The sequence below is a fragment of the Streptomyces sp. NPDC087844 genome (genome assembly GCF_044742785.1).
Classification (GTDB): Bacteria; Actinomycetota; Actinomycetes; order Streptomycetales; family Streptomycetaceae; genus Streptomyces.
The window spans coordinates 78044-100910 of record NZ_JBIUVD010000003.1; the positions used below are offsets into that span (position 1 = coordinate 78044).

22 protein-coding genes are annotated in these 22867 nt (G+C 70.2%); 10 read left to right on the plus strand and 12 right to left on the minus strand.

The features are described from left to right. Window positions 1-91: 91 nt before the first annotated feature. From ACIOKD_RS07235 to ACIOKD_RS07245, 3 genes are read left to right on the plus strand one after another with little or no spacing between them, the layout of a single operon-like run. Complete coding sequence (locus tag ACIOKD_RS07235; protein WP_402079452.1) at window positions 92-1141, plus strand: aminotransferase class V-fold PLP-dependent enzyme; 1050 nt, start codon at window positions 92-94, stop codon at window positions 1139-1141. A gap of 54 nt (window positions 1142-1195) precedes the next feature. After that, entirely contained in the window at window positions 1196-1813 is a 618-nt protein-coding gene (locus ACIOKD_RS07240) for an RNA polymerase sigma factor (RefSeq protein ID WP_402079454.1), read from the plus strand. 25 nt (window positions 1814-1838) lie between these two features. Then, window positions 1839-2876 carry a maleylpyruvate isomerase family mycothiol-dependent enzyme gene (locus tag ACIOKD_RS07245; protein ID WP_402079457.1) on the plus strand — a complete coding sequence of 346 codons (1038 nt, stop codon included), beginning with the start codon at window positions 1839-1841 and terminating at the stop codon, window positions 2874-2876. A gap of 32 nt (window positions 2877-2908) precedes the next feature. Here the strand turns inward: ACIOKD_RS07245 and ACIOKD_RS07250 are convergent, their stop codons facing one another. Then, window positions 2909-3442, minus strand: a complete 534-nt coding sequence (locus tag ACIOKD_RS07250) for a MarR family winged helix-turn-helix transcriptional regulator (RefSeq protein WP_402079460.1) — start codon at window positions 3440-3442, stop codon at window positions 2909-2911. A gap of 144 nt (window positions 3443-3586) precedes the next feature. On the opposite strand from ACIOKD_RS07250, the gene ACIOKD_RS07255 reads away from it, so the two are divergent. After that, window positions 3587-4648 (plus strand): alkene reductase, encoded by a 1062-nt coding sequence (locus ACIOKD_RS07255; RefSeq protein WP_402079462.1) that lies wholly within the window; start codon window positions 3587-3589, stop codon window positions 4646-4648. Window positions 4649-4745: 97 nt separating this feature from the next. On the opposite strand, the gene thpD is transcribed toward ACIOKD_RS07255, so the two are convergent. From thpD to ACIOKD_RS07285, 6 genes are all read right to left on the minus strand, one after another. Beyond that, a complete protein-coding gene (gene thpD / locus ACIOKD_RS07260) occupies window positions 4746-5633 on the minus strand; it encodes an ectoine hydroxylase (protein WP_402079465.1) in 888 nt (295 codons plus the stop codon). A gap of 3 nt (window positions 5634-5636) precedes the next feature. Continuing rightward, on the minus strand, window positions 5637-6041 hold the full coding sequence (locus ACIOKD_RS07265) for an ectoine synthase (RefSeq protein ID WP_402079467.1): 405 nt from the start codon (window positions 6039-6041) through the stop codon (window positions 5637-5639). 47 nt (window positions 6042-6088) lie between these two features. Then, entirely contained in the window at window positions 6089-7360 is a 1272-nt protein-coding gene (gene ectB / locus ACIOKD_RS07270) for a diaminobutyrate--2-oxoglutarate transaminase (protein WP_402079470.1), read from the minus strand. A gap of 26 nt (window positions 7361-7386) precedes the next feature. Then, complete coding sequence (gene ectA, locus ACIOKD_RS07275; protein ID WP_402079473.1) at window positions 7387-7926, minus strand: diaminobutyrate acetyltransferase; 540 nt, start codon at window positions 7924-7926, stop codon at window positions 7387-7389. A 334-nt stretch (window positions 7927-8260) separates the two neighbouring features. After that, on the minus strand, window positions 8261-8869 hold the full coding sequence (locus ACIOKD_RS07280) for a DUF1349 domain-containing protein (RefSeq protein ID WP_402079475.1): 609 nt from the start codon (window positions 8867-8869) through the stop codon (window positions 8261-8263). A 171-nt stretch (window positions 8870-9040) separates the two neighbouring features. Beyond that, window positions 9041-10570 carry an aldehyde dehydrogenase (NADP(+)) gene (locus ACIOKD_RS07285; protein WP_402079478.1) on the minus strand — a complete coding sequence of 510 codons (1530 nt, stop codon included), beginning with the start codon at window positions 10568-10570 and terminating at the stop codon, window positions 9041-9043. 124 nt (window positions 10571-10694) lie between these two features. Here ACIOKD_RS07285 and ACIOKD_RS07290 point away from each other — a divergent pair, with 124 nt between their 5' ends. The 3 genes from ACIOKD_RS07290 to ACIOKD_RS07300 all read left to right on the plus strand — a co-directional run bounded on the left by ACIOKD_RS07290 (window position 10695) and on the right by ACIOKD_RS07300 (window position 13603). Next, window positions 10695-11468, plus strand: a complete 774-nt coding sequence (locus tag ACIOKD_RS07290) for an IclR family transcriptional regulator (RefSeq protein WP_402079480.1) — start codon at window positions 10695-10697, stop codon at window positions 11466-11468. A 19-nt stretch (window positions 11469-11487) separates the two neighbouring features. Beyond that, window positions 11488-11958, plus strand: coding sequence for a GNAT family N-acetyltransferase (locus ACIOKD_RS07295; protein WP_402080642.1), 471 nt, complete (start codon window positions 11488-11490; stop codon window positions 11956-11958). A 193-nt stretch (window positions 11959-12151) separates the two neighbouring features. After that, on the plus strand, window positions 12152-13603 hold the full coding sequence (locus tag ACIOKD_RS07300) for a peptidoglycan D,D-transpeptidase FtsI family protein (protein ID WP_402079482.1): 1452 nt from the start codon (window positions 12152-12154) through the stop codon (window positions 13601-13603). A 211-nt stretch (window positions 13604-13814) separates the two neighbouring features. On the opposite strand, the gene ACIOKD_RS07305 is transcribed toward ACIOKD_RS07300, so the two are convergent. After that, window positions 13815-15266 carry an NCS2 family permease gene (locus ACIOKD_RS07305; RefSeq protein WP_402079484.1) on the minus strand — a complete coding sequence of 484 codons (1452 nt, stop codon included), beginning with the start codon at window positions 15264-15266 and terminating at the stop codon, window positions 13815-13817. Between the two features lie 120 nt (window positions 15267-15386). On the opposite strand from ACIOKD_RS07305, the gene ACIOKD_RS07310 reads away from it, so the two are divergent. From ACIOKD_RS07310 to ACIOKD_RS07320, 3 genes are all read left to right on the plus strand, one after another. Beyond that, complete coding sequence (locus ACIOKD_RS07310; protein WP_402079487.1) at window positions 15387-15965, plus strand: SigE family RNA polymerase sigma factor; 579 nt, start codon at window positions 15387-15389, stop codon at window positions 15963-15965. After that, window positions 15962-16777 carry a hypothetical protein gene (locus tag ACIOKD_RS07315; protein ID WP_402079489.1) on the plus strand — a complete coding sequence of 272 codons (816 nt, stop codon included), beginning with the start codon at window positions 15962-15964 and terminating at the stop codon, window positions 16775-16777. The genes ACIOKD_RS07310 and ACIOKD_RS07315 overlap by 4 nt, the downstream gene beginning before the upstream one ends. Window positions 16778-16882: 105 nt before the next feature. Then, the gene (locus ACIOKD_RS07320; RefSeq protein WP_402079492.1) at window positions 16883-17710 is read left to right on the plus strand and encodes a pectate lyase; all 828 of its coding nucleotides are present in this window, start codon (window positions 16883-16885) and stop codon (window positions 17708-17710) included. A gap of 252 nt (window positions 17711-17962) precedes the next feature. On the opposite strand, the gene ACIOKD_RS07325 is transcribed toward ACIOKD_RS07320, so the two are convergent. From ACIOKD_RS07325 to ACIOKD_RS07340, 4 genes are all read right to left on the minus strand, one after another. Further along, window positions 17963-19072, minus strand: a complete 1110-nt coding sequence (locus ACIOKD_RS07325) for a right-handed parallel beta-helix repeat-containing protein (protein ID WP_402079493.1) — start codon at window positions 19070-19072, stop codon at window positions 17963-17965. A 70-nt stretch (window positions 19073-19142) separates the two neighbouring features. Continuing rightward, window positions 19143-20372: a dienelactone hydrolase family protein gene (locus tag ACIOKD_RS07330; RefSeq protein WP_402079496.1), complete on the minus strand. Its 1230-nt coding sequence runs from the start codon at window positions 20370-20372 to the stop codon at window positions 19143-19145. Then, on the minus strand, window positions 20359-21474 hold the full coding sequence (locus ACIOKD_RS07335) for a pectinesterase family protein (RefSeq protein ID WP_402079498.1): 1116 nt from the start codon (window positions 21472-21474) through the stop codon (window positions 20359-20361). The genes ACIOKD_RS07330 and ACIOKD_RS07335 overlap by 14 nt, the downstream gene beginning before the upstream one ends. Before the next feature lie 2 nt (window positions 21475-21476). After that, window positions 21477-22805: a polysaccharide lyase family 1 protein gene (locus tag ACIOKD_RS07340; RefSeq protein ID WP_402079501.1), complete on the minus strand. Its 1329-nt coding sequence runs from the start codon at window positions 22803-22805 to the stop codon at window positions 21477-21479. Window positions 22806-22867 lie beyond the last annotated feature (62 nt).

Consider the following 22867-nt stretch of genomic DNA (forward strand, 5'->3'; position numbering starts at 1 on the left):
CGTCTCTGACCTGCACGTATAAGCGTTCCTTAGCGGAACCACTTAAAAGAACGCAATGGACGGGGGGTTCTCCGCGCCGCAGAGTGGTGGCATGGAGACCTTCGAGAGCCTCGTCCGTGCCGAGTTCGCCCCGAGGAACACCTATCTGAACACCGCCAGTACCGGGCTGCTCCCGGCCCGCGCGGTGGCGGCCATGCGGGCCGGTATCGAGTCCGTGGCGGACGGCCGGCCGCAGGACATGTTCGCCGACGTGGAGGCGGCCCGTGCCTCCTTCGCGCGGCTCGTCGGAGTCCCGGACAGCCGTGTCGCGGCCGGGGCCTCGGTCGCCGTCTACACCGCACTGATCGCCGCCGCACTGCCCGAGGGCGCCGAAGTACTCACCGCCGAGGGCGACTTCACCTCCGTGGTGAACCCCTTCCATGTGCGCCGCGGCCTCAAGGTGCGCACGGTGCCGCTGGAGCGGATCGCCGAGTCGGTGCGCCCCGGCACCGCGCTCGTCGCGGTGAGCGCCGCGCAGTCCGCGGACGGCCGGATCGCGGACCTGCCGGCACTGCGCGAGGCCGCCCGCGCACACGGTGCCCGTACGTACATCGACGCGTCCCAGGCCGCCGGATGGCTGTCGGTCGACGCGGACGCGTACGACTATGTCTCCTCCGTCGCCTTCAAGTGGCTCGTCTGTCCGCGCGGCGTGGCCTTCCTCGTCGTTCCGGAGGACTTCGGCGGGCTCGATCCCGTCTTCGCGGGCTGGGTGGCGGGAGAGAATCCCTGGGACAGCTGCTACGGGCCGGTCAAGGAACTGGCCCACTCCGCGCGGCGGTTCGACGAGAGTCCCAGCCTCTTCTCGTACGCCGGCGCCCGCCACTCCCTCCAACTGCTGGAGGAGCTGGGTGTGGAGGCCGTACGCGCCCATGACCTCGGCCTCGCCGAACGCTTCCGGGCGGGTCTCGCCTCGCTGGGACAGGAACCGGTCCCGGCGCCGGGCTCGCCCATCGTCTCCGTGCCGGGTCTCGGCCGCCGGCAGCCGGAGCTGAGCCGGGCGGGCGTCGAGGTCTCCGACCGCGCGGGCAACCTGAGGGCCGCCTTCCACCTGTACAACGCGCCCGCGGATGTCGACCGCCTGCTGGATGTCCTGTCCGGATGACTCCCCGGCCCACTGGCGCGCGGCCCACGAGAACGCTAGGAAGGGCATCACGAGGTGGTGGTGCCGGTGGAGCCAACTCTCCACACGTCCGAACGGCCGTCCGCGGATGCGGAGTTGCACCGGCGGCTGGTGTACGGCGACGAGTCCGCGCTGGCCGAGGCGTACACCACGTACGGCGGTCTGGTCCGGCGCGTCGCGGTCAGGGTCACGCGCAGCGCGGCGGCCGCCGAGGACGTGGCGCAGGAGGTCTTCGCCCAGCTGTGGAGCAGGCCGTACGCGTTCGACCCGGGCCGGGGTTCGATGCGCACCTGGCTGTCCCTGCTCGCGCACCGGCGGGCCGTGGACTGGGTGCGCAGCGAGGCCAGGCACCGTAAGGACATCCGGGCGGACGACTCGGCGCTGCACTCCATCCCGGCCACCGGGCCCGGGCCCGACGAGGCGGTCGTCGACCGCGAGCGCTCGCTCCTGCTGCACTCCGCGCTCGCCGAACTCCCCGAGCCCCAGCGGGAGGTGGTCCACCTCGCCTATTTCGCGGGCCGCACCTACCGCCAGGCGGCCGACGAGCTGGGCATCCCGGAGGGCACCGCCAAGACCCGATTACGGTCCGCGTTGCGCAAGTTGGCCGTGTCGTTGGGCGACCCGTCGGATCCGGCGTGGGAAAGGGGCGCATGATGGCGACAGGGAAAGGAGGCCTCCGGTGAGCGACGACCACGACGGCGTGCCCGAACTGCTGGCCGCCTGGGCCTTCGGCGCGCTGCAGCCCGCGGACGAGAAAGCCGTGCCGCCGCATCTGGCCGGGTGCGAGAGCTGCGCCGCGGAGGCAGAGCGGCTCCGTGCGACCGTACGGCTGCTGGACGGGCCACCGGGAGTACCTGAGCAGGCCGCCACGCACACCGGTTCCGCCCTGCCGGAAGGCGTACGCGCCGCCGCCCTGCGGGCGCGGCCCACCGCGCCGCGCGTCGCCCCGCACGCGGCCCCGTACGCCGCCGCGGTCACCGGTCTCACCGCGCTGCTGCGCGAGGTGGACGGCCACCGGCCGTGGGGCACTCCCGTCGTGCACGACTGGGATGTCCGGGACACGGTCGGCCATCTGATCGCCGCCGACGAGGAGCTGGCCCGGCTCCTCGGCGTGGCGGCGCACGCGCCGGCCTCGCGGAGCACGGAGGAGATGCCGTGGGAGGAGGCCTGGGAGGCCAGGACCGCCGACATGATCGCGTACCAGCGGACGCGCTCCCCCGAGGAGACGGTCGCCGCGTGGTCCGCGCAGAGCTCGGCGCTGCTGGCGACGCCCGAGGCGCGGGACCCCGAACGGGCCTCGCACGCCACGACGATGCTGGGCGCACGACTGCCCGTGGCGGACCATTTCCTGGGGCGCGCCTTCGAGACCTGGATCCACACGGTGGACATCGGCCGCGCGCTCGGGCTCGCCGTGCCGCCGCCCGTCGAGGCCCATCTGGGGCAGATGGTCCGGCTGGCCGTCCGGATGCTCTGTCTGGCGCTGGGTCCTGCGGCGCCGCCGGTGCTGTTCACCGTGACGGGCGTCGAGGGCGACCCCCAGTGGGTGCTCGGCTCCGAGGACGAGCCGGTCCGGGGTGAACTCGCCCTGCGGGCAGTGGACTTCTGCCTGCTGGTGGGAGGACGGCACACGCCCGCCTCGGTACCCCGTGGCGTGGTGGGCGACGAGGACGCCGTACGCGACGTGCTGGAGCGGGCGGCTTCACTGGCCTGGCTCTGACCTCACCGCCGGCACCGGCCAGGCGCCGGACCTCAGGGCCTGTCGCCGCTGCCCGGCCCGGCCGGGCAGTCGGCCGTCTCCGTGCACAGGTTCGCCTCGACGCGTGCGAGGAGTCCGGCGAGCTGCGCGCGCTCGGCGGGGCTCAGCCCGGCGAGGCTGTGCTCCTCCAGACCGGTCCAGGCCTGGGCGACCTGGTCGTGCAGGCCGCAGCTGTCCTCCGTCGCCTCGACGAGGACCGCCCGGCCGTCCCGGGGGTCGGGGCGGCGGCGGACGTGTCCCGCCAGCTCCAGCCGCTGGAGCATCTTCGTGACCGTCGACGGATCGAGTTCGACCGCCTTGATCAGCTCCGACTGACGCATCGCGCCCGCGTCCCACAGATGCATCATCACGAACTCCTGGCCGGGGTAGAGACCGGCCCCGCGCAGCAGCCTGCCCGCCGCGGCCCGGTGCATTCGGGCCACCCTGGAGATGGCGTAGCCGACCTCGCCGCCGCACGCCGCGGAGGGCGTCTCCTCGCTACAGGCGGGGTCGGCCTGAGAGGCCGCGACCTCGTGGGTGGCACTCATCCTGGCTCCCGGTTCCGCGCACGTTCGTGGCGGCCAGCTTTTCACGGACAATAACTTGGCCGACCAAGGAATGGTTTACGGTGGCCCCTTGTTCCAATGATTGGCCGACCACATACATTCCCCGTGTTCTCCCAAGGAGTAGCTGTGACCACCGCATACGACCCGATCGACCTGTCCGGCACACCGCTCGCCAACCGCATCGTCATGGCGCCGATGACCCGCAGCCGGGCCGGCGGCGGCGGAGCGCCGACCGACATCAGCGTCGAGTACTACGCACAGCGGGCCTCCGCGGGCCTGATCGTCACCGAGGGCGTCCAGCCGTCCGTGGTGGGCCAGGGCTACCCGGACACCCCGGGGCTGCACAGTGCCGAGCAGATCGCGGCCTGGCGCAAGGTGACCGACGCCGTGCACGCCGCGGGCGGCCGGATCTTCGCGCAGCTCATGCACGCGGGCCGGATCGGCCACCCCAGCCTGCTGCCCGACGGACTCGTCAATGTCGGTCCCTCGCCCGTACGGGCCGAGGGGCAGGTCTACACCCACGAGGGCCCCCTCGACTTCGTCATCCCTCGTGAGCTCACCGGCGACGAGGTGCGCGCCACCATCGGCGAGTTCGTGAGCGCCGCCCGGGGCGCGGTCGAGGCCGGCTTCGACGGGGTCGAGCTGCACGGCGCCAACGGCTATCTGATTCACCAGTTCCTCGCCCCCGGCTCCAACCACCGCACCGACGAGTGGGGCGGCCCGGTCGAGAACCGCGTCCGGTTCGCGGTCGAGACCGTCAAGGCCGTCGCCGCCGAGATCGGCGCCGGGCACACGGGCATCCGCCTCTCCCCCGGCAACCCGTACAACGGCATCCAGGAGCCCGAGCCGGAGCCGGCGTACACCGCGCTGGTGGACGCGCTGGAGCCGCTGGGCCTGGCCTATCTGCACATCACCGAGGTGGGCGACATCCGTGAGCTGACCCTCGCGCTGCGCAAGCGGTTCAGCGGTACGTTCATCCTCAACCCGGCGACCGAGGGGCCGACCGGGCCCGAGTCCCTGACGCTCGTCGAGGACGGCGTCGCCGACCTGGTCGCCTACGGTCAGCTGTTCCTCGCCAACCCCGACCTGCCCGCCCGGCTGCAGGCCGGCGGCCCCTTCAACGAGGCCGACCCGGCGACGTTCTTCGGCGGGGACGCGAAGGGCTACACGGACTACCCGGCACTGTAGGGGCAGGCCCCACGAGGCAGTCGGCCCGGTGTCCGACTCACGCGAGTCGGACACCGGGCCAATCGCCATCAGGCGTACGTCACTTCACGGAGGAAGGTCACTTCACCGGGGTGAAGTCCCTCGCGCCGATGAACTCCGGCCGGCGTACCGGCGCCGAGAACGGCTCCACCGCCGCGTTCTCCACGCTGTTGAACACGATGAAGACGTTCGAGCGCGGGAACGGCGTGATGTTGTCGCCCGAACCGTGCATGCAGTTGCAGTCGAACCAGGTCGCCGAGCCGGCCCGGCCCGTGAAGAGCTTGATGCCGTGCTGGGAGGCGTACTTGGTGAGCGCCTCGTCGGAGGGCGTGCCCGCGTCCTGCATCTGCAGCGACTTCTTGTAGTTGTCCTTCGGTGTGGCTCCGGAACAGCCGAGGAACGTGTGGTGCGACCCCGGCATGATCATGAGGCCGCCGTTGGTGTCGTGGTTGTCGGTCAGCGCGATCGAGACGGACACCGTCCGCATGTTCGGCAGTCCGTCCTCGGCGTGCCACGTCTCGAAGTCCGAGTGCCAGTAGAAGCCGCTCGCGCCGAACCCGGGCTTCACGTTGATCCGCGACTGGTGCACGTACACGTCGGAGCCGAGGATCTGCCGGGCGCGGCCCACCACGCGCTCGTCGCGCACGAGTTGGGCGAAGATCTCGCTGGTTTTGTGCACCTCGAAGACCGAGCGGATCTCCTGCGACTGCGGCTCGATGATCGAGCGCTCGTCGGCGCGGACCGCCGGGTCGGTGACCATGCGCTCCAACTCGGCCCGGTAGAGCGCCACTTCGTCGTCGTCGATGAGCTGTTCGACGGCGAGGAAGCCGTCCCGCTCGTAACCCTGGAGGTCGGCCGCCGGGATCGGCCCCGGTGCGCCCGGCTCGCTCCACACGACCGGGTCCTGCCGGGGTACGGACACCTCACCGGTGCCGCGGCTGGGATACAGGTCGGTGACGGTCGTCATCGTTCAGACCTCCTCGGGTTCGGTCAGCAGGGGGTAGACGCCGTTCTCGTCATGGTCCTCCCGTCCGGTCACCGGCGGATTGAAGACACAGATGCAGCGGAAGTCCTCCTTGATCCGCATCGTGTGCCTCTCGTGGCCGTCGAGGAGGTACGTGGTGCCCGGCGTGATCGTGTACTTCTCGCCGGTCTCGTCGTCGGTGAGTTCGGCCTCGCCCTCCACGCAGACGACGGCCTCGATGTGGTTCGCGTACCACATCGACGTCTCCGTACCCGCGTACAGGATCGTCTCGTGCACCGAGAAGCCGACCCGCTCCTTGGCGAGGACGACGCGCTTGCTCTCCCAGGTGCCCGACGCCGATTTCACGTGTCGGTCAGTGCCTTCGATCTCCTTGAACGAACGGACTATCACGGTGTGACGAAGCCTCCTTCAGGCCGGCGTGCAGGGGGTGTGGTGGTTCAGGCCGTCTCGCGGACGGCCCGGGCGAGGGTGCGGAGCCCCTCGTCCAGCTCGTCGGGCGTGATGGTGAGCGCCGGGAGGAGTTTCACGACCTCGCCCTCCGGGCCCGACGTCTCGATCAGCAGGCCGAGTTCGAAGGCGCGGTGCGCCACCCGTCCCGCGCGCGCCTTGTCGTGGAACTCCATGCCCCAGACGAGGCCCCGGCCGCGGTACTCCTTCACGTCGGCCAGGTTCTCCTCGGTGACGGAGATCAGCGCCTGCTCGACCTGCTCCCCGCGGGTGCGGGTCTGCTTCTCCATGGCGGGCCCGTCGGACCAGTACGTCTGGAGGGCGGCGGCGGCCGTCACGAACGCGGGGTTGTTGCCGCGGAACGTGCCGTTGTGCTCGCCCGGCTCCCAGATGTCCAGCTCGGGCTTGAACAGGCACAGGGACATCGGCAGCCCGTACCCGCTGATGGACTTGGAGACGGTCACGATGTCGGGCACGATCCCCGCCTCCTCGAAGGAGAAGAAGGCGCCCGTGCGGCCGCAGCCCATCTGGATGTCGTCGACGATCAGCAGCATGTCCTGGCGCTCGCACAGCTCGGCGAGGGCACGCAGCCACTCGACGCGGGCGACGTTGATGCCGCCCTCGCCCTGCACCGTCTCGACGATCACGGCGGCGGGCTTGTTGAGGCCGGAGCCCTGGTCCCCGAGGAGCCGCTCGAACCAGAGGAAGTCCGGGACCTGGCCGTCGAAGTAGTTGTCGAACGGCATCGGCGTGCCGTGCACGAGCGGGATGCCGGCGCCGGCCCGCTTGAAGGCGTTGCCGGTCACGGCGAGCGAGCCGAGCGACATGCCGTGGAAGGCGTTGGTGAAGGAGACGATGGACTCCCTGCCCTTGACCTTCCGGGCCAGCTTCAGCGCGGACTCGACGGCGTTGGTGCCCGTCGGGCCGGGGAACATGACCTTGTACGGCAGGTCGCGCGGGCGCAGCACCAGGTTCTGGAACGACTCCAGGAAGCTGCGCTTCGCGGTCGTCGACATGTCGAGACCGTGCGTGACGCCGTCGCGTTCCAGGTAGTCGATCAGGGCCCGTTTCAGTACCGGGTTGTTGTGTCCGTAGTTGAGTGAGCCGGCACCCGCGAAGAAGTCGAGGTACGCGTGGCCGTCCTCGTCGTACATGCGGCTGCCCTGCGCGCGGTCGAAGACGGTGGGCCAGCTGCGGCAGTAGCTGCGGACCTCCGACTCCAGGGTTTCGAAGACGCTCAGGTCGGGCTGGGTGATGGTCACGGTGGTACTCCTCGGGCGTGGGGGGTTCAGAAGGACAGGGGGCCGATGCGGTACAGCACTTCGGGATCGTGCGGGCCGTCGGGGAACTGCCCTGTCTCGAACAGGACCTCACGCTCGACGCTCGCGCCGTGGCGCGCGGCGTACGAGGTGAACAGCCGCTCGGACGCGGTGTTGCCCGGGGAGATCGTGGTCTCCATGGAGGTCAGCTCGTGCCGGCCGGCGACCTGGCGGGTCAGCCCGTCGAGGAGCGCGGCGGCGAGACCGCGACCGCGCTGCGCCGCGTCGACGGCCACCTGCCACACGAGCAGCGTGTGCGGGCGCTCGGGCCGGATGTAACCGGTGACGAAGGCGACGGGCTCGCCGTCGGCCGTACGCGCCACCGCGGAGGTGCCGGCGAAGTCACGGCACCACAGCAGGTAGCTGTAGGAGGAGTTCAGGTCGAGGGTCCCGGAGTCCTTGGCAATGCGCCAGAGTGCGGCTCCGTCGTCCACGTGCGGACGGTCGATCCGCAGCCCTTCTGGCATGTCCAGGAATTCCGCTTGCAGGTCTGCTTGTGCGGCGGTCATGTCGATTGAATTTACCCAGCAAAAGGTGAAATTGCATCGCCGAGTGGGGTTACACAAGCAGGGCGCGTGTGTTATCACGCGGGCGCAGGCGGCGCGTGGAGCTGATTGAAAGCGCCACTTTGTCCGGGAAATACCGGACAAAGTGGCGTGGTTGTGTATTGCGTCACAAGGACTTAACCGCCGCGAGACCTGCCCGAATTGCGAGATCGATCTTCGCAAAACTTTGGTGTTTAGGTTCCGATAAATCGGGCAGGAGCTTATGGAAAACCCTAAGCAGATAAAAGCAGAATTAGGCCCGAATTCAAAGCGGGCCCGGAATTGGGGAGAGCCGCGCTCAGTGACCGTCCCTCAGGTCCGCCGGCCAGTCCGGGCGGAACTCCAGGTGGTCGTACGTGACCACACAGCCCTCGCCCATGGGTGACTGGGTCATGAATCCGACGAGGGCGGCCCCGGTCTCCTTCTCCTCTCCCAGGGTGAAGAGGCGGACGAAGGTCCAGCGCTCGCCGTCCTTGGAGGCGTGGAAGGCGAAGGCGCGGCCGGTGCGGCTGATCCGGAGCCAGACGGAGCTGCCGTCGACCGTGAAGGAGTTCGCGTCGTCGGAGTGCCCGCGGGTGACGACCGTGCAGACGGTGGGCACGTCCGGGGAGTTCTCCAGGCAGAGCTTGGCCCAGGCGCGCTCGCCCACGTGCGCGTAGAGGACGCCCGCGTCGAAGGCCCCGGCGAAGCCGACCGTGACGCGGGCTATGAGCTGGAAGTCCCCCTCGGGCGCCCCCAGCAGCCGGGGCGCGTCGGACGCGGGGTCCAGCCCTTCGTCGGTGGGCGGTACGAACCGGTCCTGCCGGGCCCCGGCCCACCCGGTGAGCACCCCGCCCTCGTAGGACCAGTGCCCGTCGGGCCCGTAAGACCGAAGCGAAAAGGGAAGTTCAGGAATTTTCACGTCCATCCGCAGAGTCTGCCAGCTCCCCGGGCCTCCGAGCGGGCCGCGGGCGCCCTTGGGGGCGCGGGGAACGGCGCAGTCTTTTGGCTTTCAGGGGCGCGGGGAACCGCGCGAGCAACCACGGCGGGCCCGCGGCCGGCAATCGGCCACGGGCCCCACAGCGGAACCAGCGGAGCGCTACCGCTCAAGACGCCCGTCGTACCGGCGAGGCAGTCCCAGCGGGTTGGAGTCCCGCAGCTCCGCCGGAAGCAACGCCTCAGCCGCGTTCTGATACGCGACGGGCCGCAGCCACCGCTCGATCGCCGTCCCGCCCACCGACGTGGACGTGGACGTCGTGGCCGGATACGGCCCCCCGTGCTGCTGGGCCGGAGCCACCGCGACCCCCGTCGGCCACGCGTTCACGACCACCCGTCCCGCGAGCGGTGTGAGCTCCGCGAGGATCTCCGCGCCACGCCCCTCACCGGCCTCCTCCTCCGTGGAAAGGTGCACCGTCGCGGTGAGGTTGCCGGGCAGCCGCGCGAGCACCGCGTTCGCCTCGGCCTCGTCCTCGTAGCGCGCGACCACGGTCACCGGCCCGAAGCACTCTTCGAGCAGCAGGTCGTACTCGCCCTCGGCGGCCAGCTTCCGCGCGGAGACCGTCAGGAAGCCGGCGCTCACCGTGTGCTCACCGCCCGATCCCGGCGTCACCGGCGCGTCCACGCCGGGCAGCCCCGCACGCTCGGCGACACCGGCGACGAAGTTGTCGCGCATGCGGTGGTCGAGGAGGACCCCCGCCTCGGTGTCGCTCACCGCGTCCGTCAGGGACTTCAGCAGGCGGTCGCCCGCCGCGCCGGACGGCGCCAGCACCAGGCCCGGCTTCACACAGAACTGGCCGACGCCCAGCGTCATGGAGCCCGCGAGCCCCGTACCGATCGCCTCGGCGCGCTCGGCGGCGGCGGCCTCGGTGATCACGACCGGGTTGAGCGATCCCAGCTCGCCGTGGAACGGGATCGGCGCGGGCCGCGCCGCCGCCGCGTCGAAGAGGGCGCGTCCGCCGCGTACCGAACCGGTGAATCCGGCGGCCGACACCAGCGGGTGCTTGACCAGCCCGACGCCCGCCTCGAAGCCGTGCACGAGACCGAGGACGCCGTCCGGGATGTCGTGCCGGGCCGCGGCCCGGCGCACGACGGAGGCGACCAGCTCGGACAGACCGGGGTGGTCGGGGTGCGCCTTGACGACGACCGGGCAGCCCGCGGCGAGCGCGCTCGCGGTGTCGCCGCCGGCCACCGAGAAGGCGAAGGGGAAGTTCGAGGCCGAGTAGACCGCTACAACACCCAGCGGCACCTTGTAGCGCCGCAGATCCGGGATCGGCGGCGTCGCCGTGGCGTCGGGGTGGTTGATCACGACGCCGAGGAACTCGCCCTCGTCGACGATGTCCGCGAAGGCCCGCAGCTGGTAGCAGGTGCGGGTGAGTTCGCCTGTGAGCCGGACCGGGCCGAGCGCGGTCTCCGCGTCGGCGGCCTCCACGAGGTGTTCCTTGGCGCCTTCGAGCTCGTCGGCCGCGGTGCGCAGGAAGGCCGCGCGGACCGTGCGGTCGGCGAGAGCCCTCCGGGCGGCGTGCGCGGCGCGGACGGCCTCGTCCACCTCCTGGGCTGTGGCTTCCACCGCAACCTGCTCGCGCTGCTTCCCGGTTCGGGGGTCGACACTCCAGACTGGTGCTGCTGCCACCGCGGGTCCCTCCAGATGTAATGCCGAAGTACATGTGCCAGGGGCGTTCGATATGCTGAACGCTGTCTCTGATGGTGAATATGCTGTCGAGACTATTTCCCGGCGAACTAGGGGGTCAAGGCCGATGTCGGCAGGCGAGACGGGCGGCGGAGCACAGGTCAAGTCCGCGGTGCGGACGGTTGAATTGCTTGAGTACTTCGCCGGACGCCCCGGTATGCACTCCCTGGCCGCCGTGCAGGAGGCCGTCGGGTATCCCAAGTCCAGCCTCTACATGCTGCTGCGCACGCTGGTCGAGCTCGGCTGGGTCGAGACCGACGCGACGGGCACGCGGTACGGCATCGGCGTACGGGCGCTGCTCGTCGGCACGTCGTACATCGACGGCGACGAGGTCGTCGCGGCGGCGCGGCCGACGCTGGACCGCCTCTCCGACGACACGACGGAGACGATCCACCTGGCCCGCCTCGACGGCACGAACGTCGTCTACCTCGCGACCCGCCAGTCCCAGCACTATCTGCGCCCCTTCACGCGCGTGGGGCGCCGGCTGCCGGCCCACTCCACGTCGCTCGGCAAGGCGCTCCTCGCGACGCACACGGACGAGCAGGTACGGAAGCTGCTGCCGGAGTCTCTCCCCGCGCTGACCGAGCACACGATCACCGACCGGGAGAAGCTCATCGAGGAGCTGCACCAGGTACGGGAGCAAGGCATCGCGGTGGACCGCGAGGAGAACACGCTGGGGCTGCGCTGCTTCGGCGTGGCGATCCCCTACCGGACGCCCGCGCGGGACGCGATCAGCTGCTCGGTGCCGGTGGCGCGGCTGACGCCGGCGCACGAACAGATGGTGAAGGACGCGCTGTTCGACGCGCGGGACCGGTTGACGCTCGCCACCCGGAGGCTCTGACGTGTCCGGCACACCCGACATCGAGGTCGAGCTCCGGGCCGTCCACGACAGTGATCTGCCGGTGTTCTTCCGGCAGACGAACGATCCCGAGTCCGCGCGGATGGCCGCGTTCACGCACAAGGACCCGACCGACCGGGACGCCTTCGAGGCCCACTGGAAACGGGTCCGGGCCTCGTCCGCCGTGAACCGCACGATCCTCGCCGACGGGGATGTCGTGGGCAGCGCGGCGGTGTACGGGGAACCTGGCGAGCGCGAGGTGACGTACTGGATCGATCGCGCGTACTGGGGGCGGGGGATCGCCACGGCCGCGTTGCGGGCGCTGCTCGCCGCTGTGCCCGAGCGACCGCTGTACGGGCGGGCGGCGGCGGACAACCTGGGGTCTGTGCGAGTGCTGGAGAAGTGCGGGTTCGTCGTGACTGGGCGGGAGCGGGGGTTCGCCAACGCGCGGGGGGTTGAGATCGATGAGGTCGTGCTGGTGCTCCGGGAGTGACGTGCGGGTGCGTCGTGGCTGGTCGCGCCCCGCGGCGGAGCCGCCGAATGTCGCAGCCCCGCGCCCCTGAGAAGCAGAAGATCGCGCCGTTCCCCGCGCCCCTGCGGGGCGGGGGGCGGGATTCATGAACTGTGCATGAGAAAAGTGGGGCGAAGGGAACGTTCGGGGGGTTCTTGCTCGTCTTCTGGGCGGGATGAACAAAACGATCAGGCGCGCCTCCGTCTTCACCCTGCTGCTCGTGTTCGCTCTGTTGGTCAGAGCGACCTGGGTGCAGTTCTACGAGGGCCGGGCGCTCGCAGAGGACAAGGACAACCGTCGGAACGCGATCGAGCAGTACGCGTACCCGCTCGGGAACATCGTCGTGGGCGGTGACGCGGTCACCGGTTCCGCGCGGACGACAGGCGGTGACCTCAAGTACAAGCGCACGTACACCGACGGCAGTCTCTACGCGGCCGTCACCGGGTTCAGCTCGCAGGTGTTCGGGGCCACGCAGCTGGAGGGCGTCTACCAGCAGCTGCTCGACGGCACGGACAACCGGTTGAAGAACCCCCTCGACACGGTCACCGGCAAGCGTTCCGACCCGGGCGATGTGATCACCACCATCGACCCGGACGTGCAGAAGGCGGCCTACGAGGCGCTCGGTGACAAAAAGGGCGCGGCCGTGGCGATCGACCCGGGGACCGGCAGGATCCTCGGTGTCGTGTCCACCCCGTCCTACGACCCCTCGGTGCTCAGCGGGGGCGACTCCGACGCCTGGAACAAGCTGACCAAGGACTCCGAGAAGCCCATGACGAACCGGGCGCTGCGCCAGCCGCTGCCGCCGGGCTCGACGTTCAAGCTGGTCGTCGCGGCCGCCGCGCTGGAGGACGACCTGTACTCCTCGGTGGACGAGAGGACGGACAGCGAGAACCCGTACACCCTGCCGGGTACGACGACGGTCCTGGCGAACGAGAGCAAGTCGGCGCCCTGTGAGAACGCGTCGATCCGGGTGGCGCTCCAGTACTCGTGCAACAACGTCTTCGCGAAGATGGCCGTCGACCTCGGTCAGGACAAGCTGAAGGCGATGGCGGAGAAGTTCGGCTTCAACGACGCGTCGCAGGACGTGCCCGTGCGGGCCTACACGAGCGTGTACCCGTCGGACATGGAGAAGTCGTCCACCGCGCTGACGGGTATCGGGCAGTTCGACGTGACCGCGACGCCGTTGCAGATGGCCATGGTGTCGGCCGCCATCGCCAACGGCGGGAAGCTGGTTTCGCCGCACATGGTGTCGCGGATCAGCGACGCGAACGGCGATGTGCTGGAGAACTACGACGACGAGACGGAGAGCGAGGAGATCGTCAGTTCGTCCACCGCCGAGCAGCTTCAGTCGGCGATGCAGACGGTCGTCGAGGAGGGGACGGGGACGAACGCGCGGATCGCCGGGGCGACGGTCGGTGGTAAGACCGGTACGGCTCAGCACGGCGAGAACAACAGCAAGACGCCGTATGCCTGGTTCACGTCGTACGCGAAGTCCGACTCCTCCGACAAGGAGGTCGCTGTCGCCGTGGTGGTGGAGCAGTCGGATGCGGCGCGGTCGGAAGTGAGCGGGAACGGGTTGGCTGCGCCTGTCGCGGAGGCCATGATGCGGGCCGCGCTTCGCGACTGAGGGTTCCCCCTCCGGGGGCGGCTCGTCGGCTGGCTGCGGGCCGGTGGGGGCTGAGCCAAAAGATTGCGCAGTTCCCCGCGCCCCCAAAGACAAAAGACTGCGCCGTTCCCCGCGCCCCTGATGGGGCGCAGCCCTTCCTAGGGGCGCGGGGAACTGCGCGGCCAGCCCTCACCGGCCCGTAGGCTCCCGAAGGCCCCGCCCCGGAAGGGGGCTACTTCACGTTCAGGAGCTGTTCGATCGGGTCTATGGCGAAGTAGATCAGGAACAGCACCGACGTGCCCCACAACAGCCAGTGCACCTCCTTCGCCCGGCCCAGCACCGTCTTGATGAGGACGTACGACACGAACCCCGCCCCGATCCCGTTCGTGATCGAGTACGTGAACGGCATCACCGCGATCGTCAGGAACGCGGGGATGGCGATCTCGTACCTGTCCCAGTCGATGTGCTTGACCTGCGTCATCATCAGGAACCCGACGGCCACCAGCGCCGGCGCCGCCGCCTGCATCGGCACGATGGTCAGCAGCGGCGTGAGGAAGAGCGCGCAGGCGAACAACCCGCCCGTGACGAGATTCGCGAACCCCGTACGGGCGCCCTCGCCGACCCCCGCCGCCGACTCGATGTACGACGTGGCGGAGGACGCGGACGACGCGCCGCCCGCGACCGCCGCGGCGCCGTCGATGAGCAGGACGCGGCCCAGGTTCGGCACCTTGCCGTCCTCGTCCAGCAGCCCGGCCTCCGCGCTGACGCCGACGACGGTGCCCATGGTGTCGAAGAAGTCCGACAGGATCAGCGTGAACACCAGCAGCACGACGGTGATCACACCGACCTCGCCGAACGCGCCGAACAGGCTGAATTCACCGAGCAGTCCGAAGTCGGGCGAGGCCACCACGTCGTCGGGCACCCGGGGCGTGGTCAGGCCCCAGCTCTCGACGTCCGCGATCTCGTCGATGACGATCGCGACGGCCGTCATGGTCACGATGCTGATCAGGATCGCGCCCTTGACCCTGCGGGCGAGCAGCCCGATGGTCAGCAGCACCCCGAGGCAGAAGACCAGGACCGGCCAGCCGGTCAGCGCACCCGTGGCCCCCAACTGCACCGGCACGGTGGTGTTGGCGGCGTCCGGTACACGGCTGACGAATCCGGCGTCGACGAAGCCGATGAACGCGATGAACAGCCCGATGCCGACACTGATCGCCTGCTTGAGCGGCTGCGGGATCGCGTACATGACGGCCTCGCGCAGTCCCGTCACCACCAGGACGCAGATCAGCAGGCCTTCGAGGACGATGAGGCCCATCGCGTCGTCCCAGCTCATCAGCGGGGCGATCTGGAAGGCGACGACGGCGTTGAGGCCGAGGCCCGCGGCGAGGGCGAGCGGCAGGTTGCCGCCGACACCCCTGACGATCGTCATCACCGCGGCCACCAGGGCGGTGGCGGTGACCAGTTGCACGCTGTCGAGCCGGTCGCCGAACTTGTCCTCGGCGCTGCTGAGGATGATGGGATTCAGGACAAGGATGTAGGCCATCGTGAAGAACGTGGCGAAGCCGCCGCGCACTTCCCGGCCGACGCCGGAGCCCCGGGCGGAGATCTTGAAGAACCGGTCGACGCTGTTGGCCTGGGGCGCTCCGGCACCTGGCCGGTCCTCCACCTGCTGCGTTTCGGACATGGCGGATACTCCTCGTTACCTGCGTGCCTGGTGAGCGGATGCTGGCTGGATTGTTCCCGCGTTGAACCAGTTTCAGGTTTTCATCGTGTTACAGAATGAACCGACAGGGAGAGGTCGTCCGTGGGCACTGTCGTCGACGACGCCGCCTCCGTGGAGTTCCACGACTTCTTCGAGCGGCACTACTCCGAACTGGCCCGTCTGGCCCATCTGTTGACGGGTGAGTCGGACGCCGCCGACGATCTCGCGGCGGACGCGTTGCTCGCGCTGTGGCACCGCTGGGACCGCGTGCGCGCCGCGGACCACCCGGTGGCGTACGCACGTGGTGTGGTCGCCAACATGGCGCGCAGCCGGATCCGCAGCGCGGTGCGCGAGCGAAGACGGATCACCCTGTTCTGGTCGCAGCGCGAGGACAGGACCGAGAACCCCGACGTGCCCGGCATGGTGGACGTCCAGGAGGCGCTGCGCAGACTGCCGTTCCGCAAACGGGCGTGTGTGGTCCTGCGCCACTCCTTCGACCTGTCGGAGAAGGACACCGCGCTCGCCCTCGGTGTCTCGGTGGGTACGGTGAAGAGCCAGACGTCGAAGGGGATGGCGGAGCTGCAGCGACTGCTGGGGTCGCGGGACGCTCCGCGGCGGATGCACGCGGCGGCGCTGCGTGCCGGTGGCACCGGGGGGATCACCGGGGCGAGGGGGCGGTGAAGGACGTGCACGACGCACTGCGCGCCCTGCTGCGGGACTCGGCCGAGTCGTACGGGCCCGATCGCGCCCGCATCCTCGCCCGCGTCGAACGCGGTATGGCCGGTGAGGAGAGCACGCCGGGTCCCGGCCCTCGTCCGAGCGCGCTCGGCTGGTTCCGTGTCGTCGGTGCCACGGCCGCGGTCGCGGGCGTGCTCGCGGTCGGCGGCTACGCCGTCGCGTCGGCGCTGAAGGGCGGGGCGCCCGGCGACCGGACGGTGGCGGTCACCTCCAGCCCGGCTCCCACCCCGGAGCAGGAGGCGTCGAGTCGTGCCCCGCTCCCGCCGGACCCGGCCGGGTCGCCGGACCCGCCGAGGCGTTCGAGCCCGCCGGCGTCCCCCGCCGCCGGTACCGAGGACGGCCCGCTGTGGTCGGACGGGTCGGTCGACCCGCACAGCAACGAGTTCTGGGCGCAGAGCGATGTGACGGTGAAGACCGACAAGCAACTCACCGCACTGACCGTCGTGTTGAAGGTCGAGCAGACCGGCGGGGTCACCTCGGCGGGTTCCTGGCGCTCCGCCCCCGAGGATGACTTCGCCGTGTCCGTCGCCGAGCGGGACGGCTTCCTCACCTACACATGGACGCTCAGGCCGGGCCGTACGGTGTGGCCGGGCGAGTGGGTATTCGCGGGCCAGTACGACCACGACCGCGGTGGCCGCGACGCCGGGGGCGACACGTATACGGCCGACGCCCGGGCCGACGGCCATACGCTGACCGTGGTGGGCGACTTCGCACGCGGCGGGTCCGCGTCCGCGTCCGACGACGTCGCCCCGTAGCCCCGTAGCCCGGGGCGGTGAAACGAATCGCGGCGCGCGGCAACCCTTGCCGTCCGGGTGGCGACCAGGAGACGCAAGATCTCTCCCCATGTGAAGGAACGGGACATGACCTCACGCGTGGAACCCCGTGCACGTCACCGCCGCAGGACCGACCGCAAGCGTGCCCTCATCGGTGGCGTGTCCGCGCTCACCCTGACGGGAGCCGCGATGTTCACCAGCACGATGCTGTCGACGGCGAGCGCCGCCACCACCTGGCCGACCGCCACCGGCAGCGAGGCCGTCTCGTCGACCATCGCCGTCTCGGGTACCCGGGACGGGGGCTACAAGCGCTACTACGGCAGCGGCGAGCTGGCCGGTGACGGCCAGGAGGAGGGCCAGGACCCGATCTTCCAGCTCGCCGACGGAGCGACGCTCAAGAACGTCATCATCGGCGCGCCGGGCGCCGACGGCGTCCACTGCCAGGGCAGTTGCACACTGCAGAACGTCTGGTGGGAGGACGTCGGCGAGGACGCCGCGACCTTCAAGGGCGGCAACTCCGCCGTCTACACCGTGTACGGCGGCGGGGCGAAGAAGGCCGCGGACAAGGTGTTCCAGCACAACGGCGGCGGCAAGCTCGTCGTCTCGAAGTTCGCGGTGCAGGACTTCAAGACGCTGTACCGCTCGTGCGGCAACTGCTCGACGCAGTACAAGCGCACCTCGATCTTCAACACCGTCGAGGTGACCGCGCCGGGTTCACGGCTGGTCGGCATCAACACCAACTACGGTGACACCGCGGCCCTGCGGAACATCACGGTCGTCGGTGACAGCAGCAAGAAGATCGTGCCGTGCCAGAAGTACATCGGCAACAACACGGGTGCCGAGCCGACGACAAACGGTTCGGGCCCGGACGCAACCTACTGCGACTACACGGCATCTGACATCACGTACCAGTGACCACCGTGTCGTTGGACCCCGCAGATCTGCTGGCCTGAGCCCCCCTCGGCCAGTCAGAGCGACGCCCCCCGCCGGTGACGACCGGCGAGGGGCGTTCGCGTGCCCCCCGCGAAACAGGGGTACGCGGTCGTCACCGGGCCGCCTCCGAGGTCGTCCTCCCGATGGGGCCGGGCGAGAGCCTGTCGAGACTCGCGCCGAAGCTGTGGCTCGGTGAGGGCGCCCGGGTGAGCCCTGCGTCCGGGACGCGGGCTCTCAGTCCATCGTCGCGCCGATCGTGGTGCTGCCCGTGGTCAGGAACGTGGTCACGGGCAGCGCGCCGCTCGACTGACGGCTGTTGTACGTCGTCGAGGCGTCCGTGGAGCGGAACGAGGGTGTCGAGATGCCGGAGTCCCAGTTGTTGCCGGCGGAGACGACCGAACTGCCCCTGCTGACTGCCGTCCCGTTGCTCACGGCCAGGTTCTTGCCGAGTTTGGCCGCGCCGGTGGCGAAGTAGTAGCCGTACTTGACGTTGGCGTAGGCGGTGGTGCGGTTGATGACGATGGCGCCCTTGTTGCTGTTCTCGGTGAAGCCGCTGCCCGCGTTGTCCCAGGCCGCCGAGTTGTTGATGACGTGCGGCACCACCTCGCCGTCGCCACCGAGTTTGTAGCCGTTGCCGTCGCCCGCGAACGCCGAGTCCGACCAGCGGTTCTTGCCGTTGCCCATGGCCCAGGTGTGCTCGACGGTCACCGGCGACGAGAACGACCAGAAGTCGAGACCGTCGTCCGAGTTGTTGTAGAGGCGCGCCCCGGTGATGAGGTTGCCGCTGCCGGAGCCGAACTTCACGGCGATGCCGTCCGCGTTCTCCCCGTGGGTGGCGGCGTCGTAGTGGCCGTAGGAGTCGATGTTGCGGACGGTGTTGTCGGTGGTGCTGTCACCGGTGAGCGTGAACCCGGAGTCGCCGCCGTTGATCGTCCTGATGTTCTCCCAGACCGTGGAGGCGCACGACTGGCAGACGACCGCGCTGTCCGGCGAGTTCTGGAAGGTGATGCCCGAGACGGTCCAGTAGTCGGCGGTGAGCTTGAAGATCCAGTCCCCGTCCGGGAGGTTCGAGCCGTCGATCTTCACGGTCTCGGAGCCGTAGGGCTGCAGGTGTATACGGCTGGAGGAGCTGCCGTTGGCGGTCGACTGGAGGGTCGCCGTCGGGTAGTAGGTGCCTGCGCGCACCTGGATGACCGTACCGGCGGTGGCGTTCTTGAGGGCGTTGGTCAGGTCGGTGGTGGTGCTGACGACCACGGTGGCTGCCTGCGCCTGGGTGGGGACCACGGCGAGTCCGGCACCGAGGGCGAGGGCCGCGGTCAGGGAGAGGGCGGTACGACGGGACATGGTGGGGGGACCTTTCGTCGTTCGTCGTTCGTCGTTCGGCGGGTGAGGTGAGCGGTGTGGGGGGAAGCTGTCACAGGACGGCGTCGAGCCAGCTGAAGACCTCGTCCTGCTGGGGCGCGGTGAACACATGGCCCAGCTCGGGCCAGACCTTGGTGCGCAGTTGCTCCCCGGCGTGCCGTGAGCGCCAGACGGCGCGCAGCTTGTCGTACGCGACCCGCACCCCTTCCGCGGGGAACAGGGAGTCCTGGGCGCCGTGGAAGAAGAGCGACGGCTTGGGCGCGGCGATGCTCGCCACGTCGGGGAAGTCGAGATGCCGGGCGAGCCCGGGGTGGAGCATGCAGTACGAGGACTGGCCGCGCAGGATGTTGTTGCCGGGCACCATGACCTCCTTCAGCCCGGTCATCCAGCACACGCTCGCCGCGGCCGCGATGTCGTCGCTGAGGGCGGCCGTCTGCCAGGCGCGGAAGGCGCCCATGGAGAACCCGACGGCCGCGACCCGACGCCGGTCCACCCGGTCGAGACCGGCCAGGAAGCCGGCGGCGCGCACGTCCTCGCGGGCCATGAGCCCGGCGAGCGAGGACCCCAGGTTGAGGAAGTTGCTCGCCAGTGCCTGCTGCTGCTCGTACGTGACCGGGCCGCGGTCGCCCCAGCCGAGCGCGTCCAGGGCGAGGACCACGTATCCGCGCCGGGCCAGTTCGTCACCGACGAACCGCCCGCTGAAGCAGCGGTCCGCCCAGGCCTGCGCCGAGGCCAGCCGTGACTCGTCGTCCCAGGGCCGGACCAGCTTCTCCTTCCCGATGTCGAACTTGGCGCCGTGGTCGTGGAGCAGGAGGACGGCGGGGAAGGGGCCGGTGCCGTGCGGGGTGAGCAGGGAACCGCGGACCCGCTCGTACCGGGTGAGGGAGAGGGTCACCGACTGCCGGGTGTATCCGTCGGCCTCGGCCCGCTCGCCCTCGTCGAAGGAGGGCTCGTACGACGGCTCGTACGACGGCTCGTACGGGGTGTGGTCCCGCTCGACGAAGAGGTGCTCCTCGACCTTCGAGCGGGCCGTCCGCCGCCAGGCCCGGAAGTCCCGGACCGGGGAGGTGCCCCAGGCGAGCGGGAAGCGCAGCTCGTCCTTGAGGAGGGGGTGGAAGTCGGGGAGGTTGCCCTCCACGATGCCCGTGCTGTGGGCCGCGTGGGCCGTGGGCGCTCCGGCGCCCGCCGCGCCCAGCAGCGCCGCCGCGCCGGCACCCGCCACGAACGACCGCCGCCCCAGGGGCGACCGGCCCAGGGGCGACTGCTCACTACCGGTGCTCATACGGCCTCCAGTCACCGAGATACGTTCCGCGGGTGTGCGAGACGGCTTCCGCGGGCGTGAGCCGGGGCCGGTTCGCGGGGACGGTGATCACGGCGCCCGGACCGCTGTTGCGGTACTCGGCGAACCGCTGGCTCTGCCACGGATAGGTGGCCGACATGTTGGTGTACGGCTCCACCGCGTCGATCCCGGCGCCGAGGCGGGTCTCGCGCACGGTCAGCATGGGCCGCGCGGTGGGGTCGGACCCGGGTACCCAGGGCCGGGCCAGCTTGTAGAAGGCGTCCGGCGCCCCGCTCGTCACCCGACTGCTCGTCACGAGGTAACCGCGCGGGTTGGCGACCGCGGTCGAGGGAGCGAAGATGAAGCCGTACGGGGCCGCGGCGAGGTCGGTCCGGCGCAGGGTGCGGAAGTGGCAGTGCTCGAACACGGCGGTGGCCCGCCCGAACACGAAGTCCACGTCCCCCTCGACGTAGCAGTGCGCGAAGTACTGCCGGGCGAAGGCGGTGAGCGCGAGGGAGTCGGCGTACAGGGTGTCCTGGTGGCCCAGGAACCGGCAGCGGAGGAACGCCGACCGGTCGCCCTGCACCTTGATGGCGACGGCCTGAGTGCCGGTGATCTCGGGGTGGTCGGCGCGCAGCCAGTCGTTGGCGAAGGTGATGTCCCGGGCGGTGAACCCGTCCGCCTGCACGGTCGTGGTGGCCGAGCCGGTCGTGCCGTAGGGGCCGGAGCCGTCCGGCTTCTGCGTCCCGTTGGCGTTGTCGTGGACGATCACGACGTCACGCGCGTCCCCGGAGGCCCCGAGCCAGGTCAGTTCCGTACGCGCGGCGCTGACGGCGACCGTCCCGCGGTACGTTCCCGGGGCGATGACCAGTGTGTGCCCGCTCCCGCTCGCGGCGTTCACCGCGGCCTGGACCGTGGTGTGGTCGCCGAGGCCGCCGGGGTGGACGTACAGGGTCCGCCCGTCGAGCCGGGCGGACGGCGAACCGTACCGCCCGAAGGGGGACCGGTCGCGCGCTCGGGCGGTGCCGCCGGTCCCCAGCGCGAGGGCGGCCCCGACGCTCGCGACGACGAAGGACCGTCTGCTCGCGCCTGTCGGCAGGGTCATGATCAGCAGACCTTTCCGGCGCCCGCGCGGCCGTCGACGATGCCGGGCACGGCACGCGGTGAGTCGACCCTGGTACGCAGGGTGGGTGTCCATCCGGCGCCCGACTGGAGGGTCTCGGCGGGGATCTCCGCGTTGTGGACGGCGATGAGATCTGTCTTCCGGCCGTTGACGTAGTTGTTCTCGGCGGTGAGCGGCGCCTCGCTCCACTTCTTCAGGGTCTTGGCCGCGCTGACCCCGGCGGGCAGCGAGAACGCGTTGTGGGAGGCGTACAGCTGCGAGGAGATCCCGACGCCGAAGGTGTAGCCGTACGACTGCCCCTCGCGCACCACGAAGTGGTTGTTGTACGAGTCGACCTGCCCGAAGCGGACACGCGGCGCCCGCTCGACGACGCCTTCGAACTTGTTGTGGTGCAGGGTGACTTTGAGCTTGCCGGTGTCGGTCGCTCCGGCGCTGTCGCTGTTGCCGATGAGCATGGTCTTGTCGTGGTCCTCGACCGAGTTCCAGGACACCGTGACGTGGTTGGCGCCGCGCACGATGTCGAGCAGGCCGTCGTGCTGCTGGTAGGTCTGGCCGAAGTAGGTGGGCAGGGTGCTGTCCGGGTAGCGGCCGTCGGTCAGGGTGTTGTTGGCGACCCACACATGGGTGGAGCCGTACACGACGACCGCGTCGTACTCGGAGTTCCAGGCGCCGGTGGCCGTGTCGGTCGGGTCCCACTGCGGGAAGCAGTCAAGCGGGGCCTCGATGGTGAGGTTGCGCAGGATGACGTTGTCGACGCCCTTGATCTGCAGGCTGCCGCCTCTGATGCCGGCGCCCTTGCCGATGCCGACGATGGTGGTGTTGGCGGGGACGTTCACCTTGATGGCGGCGTCCTGGCCGGCGGCCGAGGAGGCCCGCAGCCCTTCGGGACTGTCGGCGGGCTCCCCGGACAGGTCGGTGTCCAGGCCCCAGTTCTCGGGCGAGTACTTCTCCAGATAGGCGTCGAAGTCGTACCCGGGGGCCGCGAACGAGGCACACCCCTCGGCGACCGGGTCGATGACTCCCTTGACCCTGACGATCTTCGGCGCGTCCCCGCCGGCCTTCAACGCGGCCCTGAACGCGTCCCAGGTGGTGACGGTGTGGACGTGTTCGGCATCGGCCGCGGACCCTCCACTGGTCCCGGCCCCTTCGGACCCCCACCCGTCCCCGGCGGCAAGGGTCTCCCGCCCGAGATCACGGCCCTGGGCTGCCTGACCGGCTTGGGCATGGGCGACGGTCGCGGTCGCACCGAGGGCGAGTGCGGTGCATCCGGCGAAGGTCGCTATGGCATGCGCATGCCATACAGAAGTACGCATAGCTACGGTTCCTTTCAAACGGAGAGTGAGGCGATATGCCTAGGGGCGCGGGGAACGGCGCG

Bases quoted from the DNA above. Each gene is read 5' to 3' on its own strand.
- ACIOKD_RS07235 (WP_402079452.1), top strand. From the start codon at position 92: ATGGAGACCTTCGAGAGCCTCGTCCGTGCCGAGTTCGCCCCGAGGAAC.
- ACIOKD_RS07250 (WP_402079460.1), bottom strand. From the start codon at position 3,442: ATGAGTGCCACCCACGAGGTCGCGGCCTCTCAGGCCGACCCCGCCTGT.
- thpD (WP_402079465.1), bottom strand. From the start codon at position 5,633: ATGACGACCGTCACCGACCTGTATCCCAGCCGCGGCACCGGTGAGGTG.
- ectA (WP_402079473.1), bottom strand. From the start codon at position 7,926: ATGACCGCCGCACAAGCAGACCTGCAAGCGGAATTCCTGGACATGCCA.
- ACIOKD_RS07280 (WP_402079475.1), bottom strand. From the start codon at position 8,869: ATGGACGTGAAAATTCCTGAACTTCCCTTTTCGCTTCGGTCTTACGGG.
- ACIOKD_RS07290 (WP_402079480.1), top strand. From the start codon at position 10,695: ATGTCGGCAGGCGAGACGGGCGGCGGAGCACAGGTCAAGTCCGCGGTG.
- ACIOKD_RS07300 (WP_402079482.1), top strand. From the start codon at position 12,152: ATGAACAAAACGATCAGGCGCGCCTCCGTCTTCACCCTGCTGCTCGTG.
- ACIOKD_RS07305 (WP_402079484.1), bottom strand. From the start codon at position 15,266: ATGTCCGAAACGCAGCAGGTGGAGGACCGGCCAGGTGCCGGAGCGCCC.
- ACIOKD_RS07320 (WP_402079492.1), top strand. From the start codon at position 16,883: ATGACCTCACGCGTGGAACCCCGTGCACGTCACCGCCGCAGGACCGAC.
- ACIOKD_RS07325 (WP_402079493.1), bottom strand. From the start codon at position 19,072: ATGTCCCGTCGTACCGCCCTCTCCCTGACCGCGGCCCTCGCCCTCGGT.
- ACIOKD_RS07330 (WP_402079496.1), bottom strand. From the start codon at position 20,372: ATGAGCACCGGTAGTGAGCAGTCGCCCCTGGGCCGGTCGCCCCTGGGG.
- ACIOKD_RS07335 (WP_402079498.1), bottom strand. From the start codon at position 21,474: ATGACCCTGCCGACAGGCGCGAGCAGACGGTCCTTCGTCGTCGCGAGC.
- ACIOKD_RS07340 (WP_402079501.1), bottom strand. From the start codon at position 22,805: ATGCGTACTTCTGTATGGCATGCGCATGCCATAGCGACCTTCGCCGGA.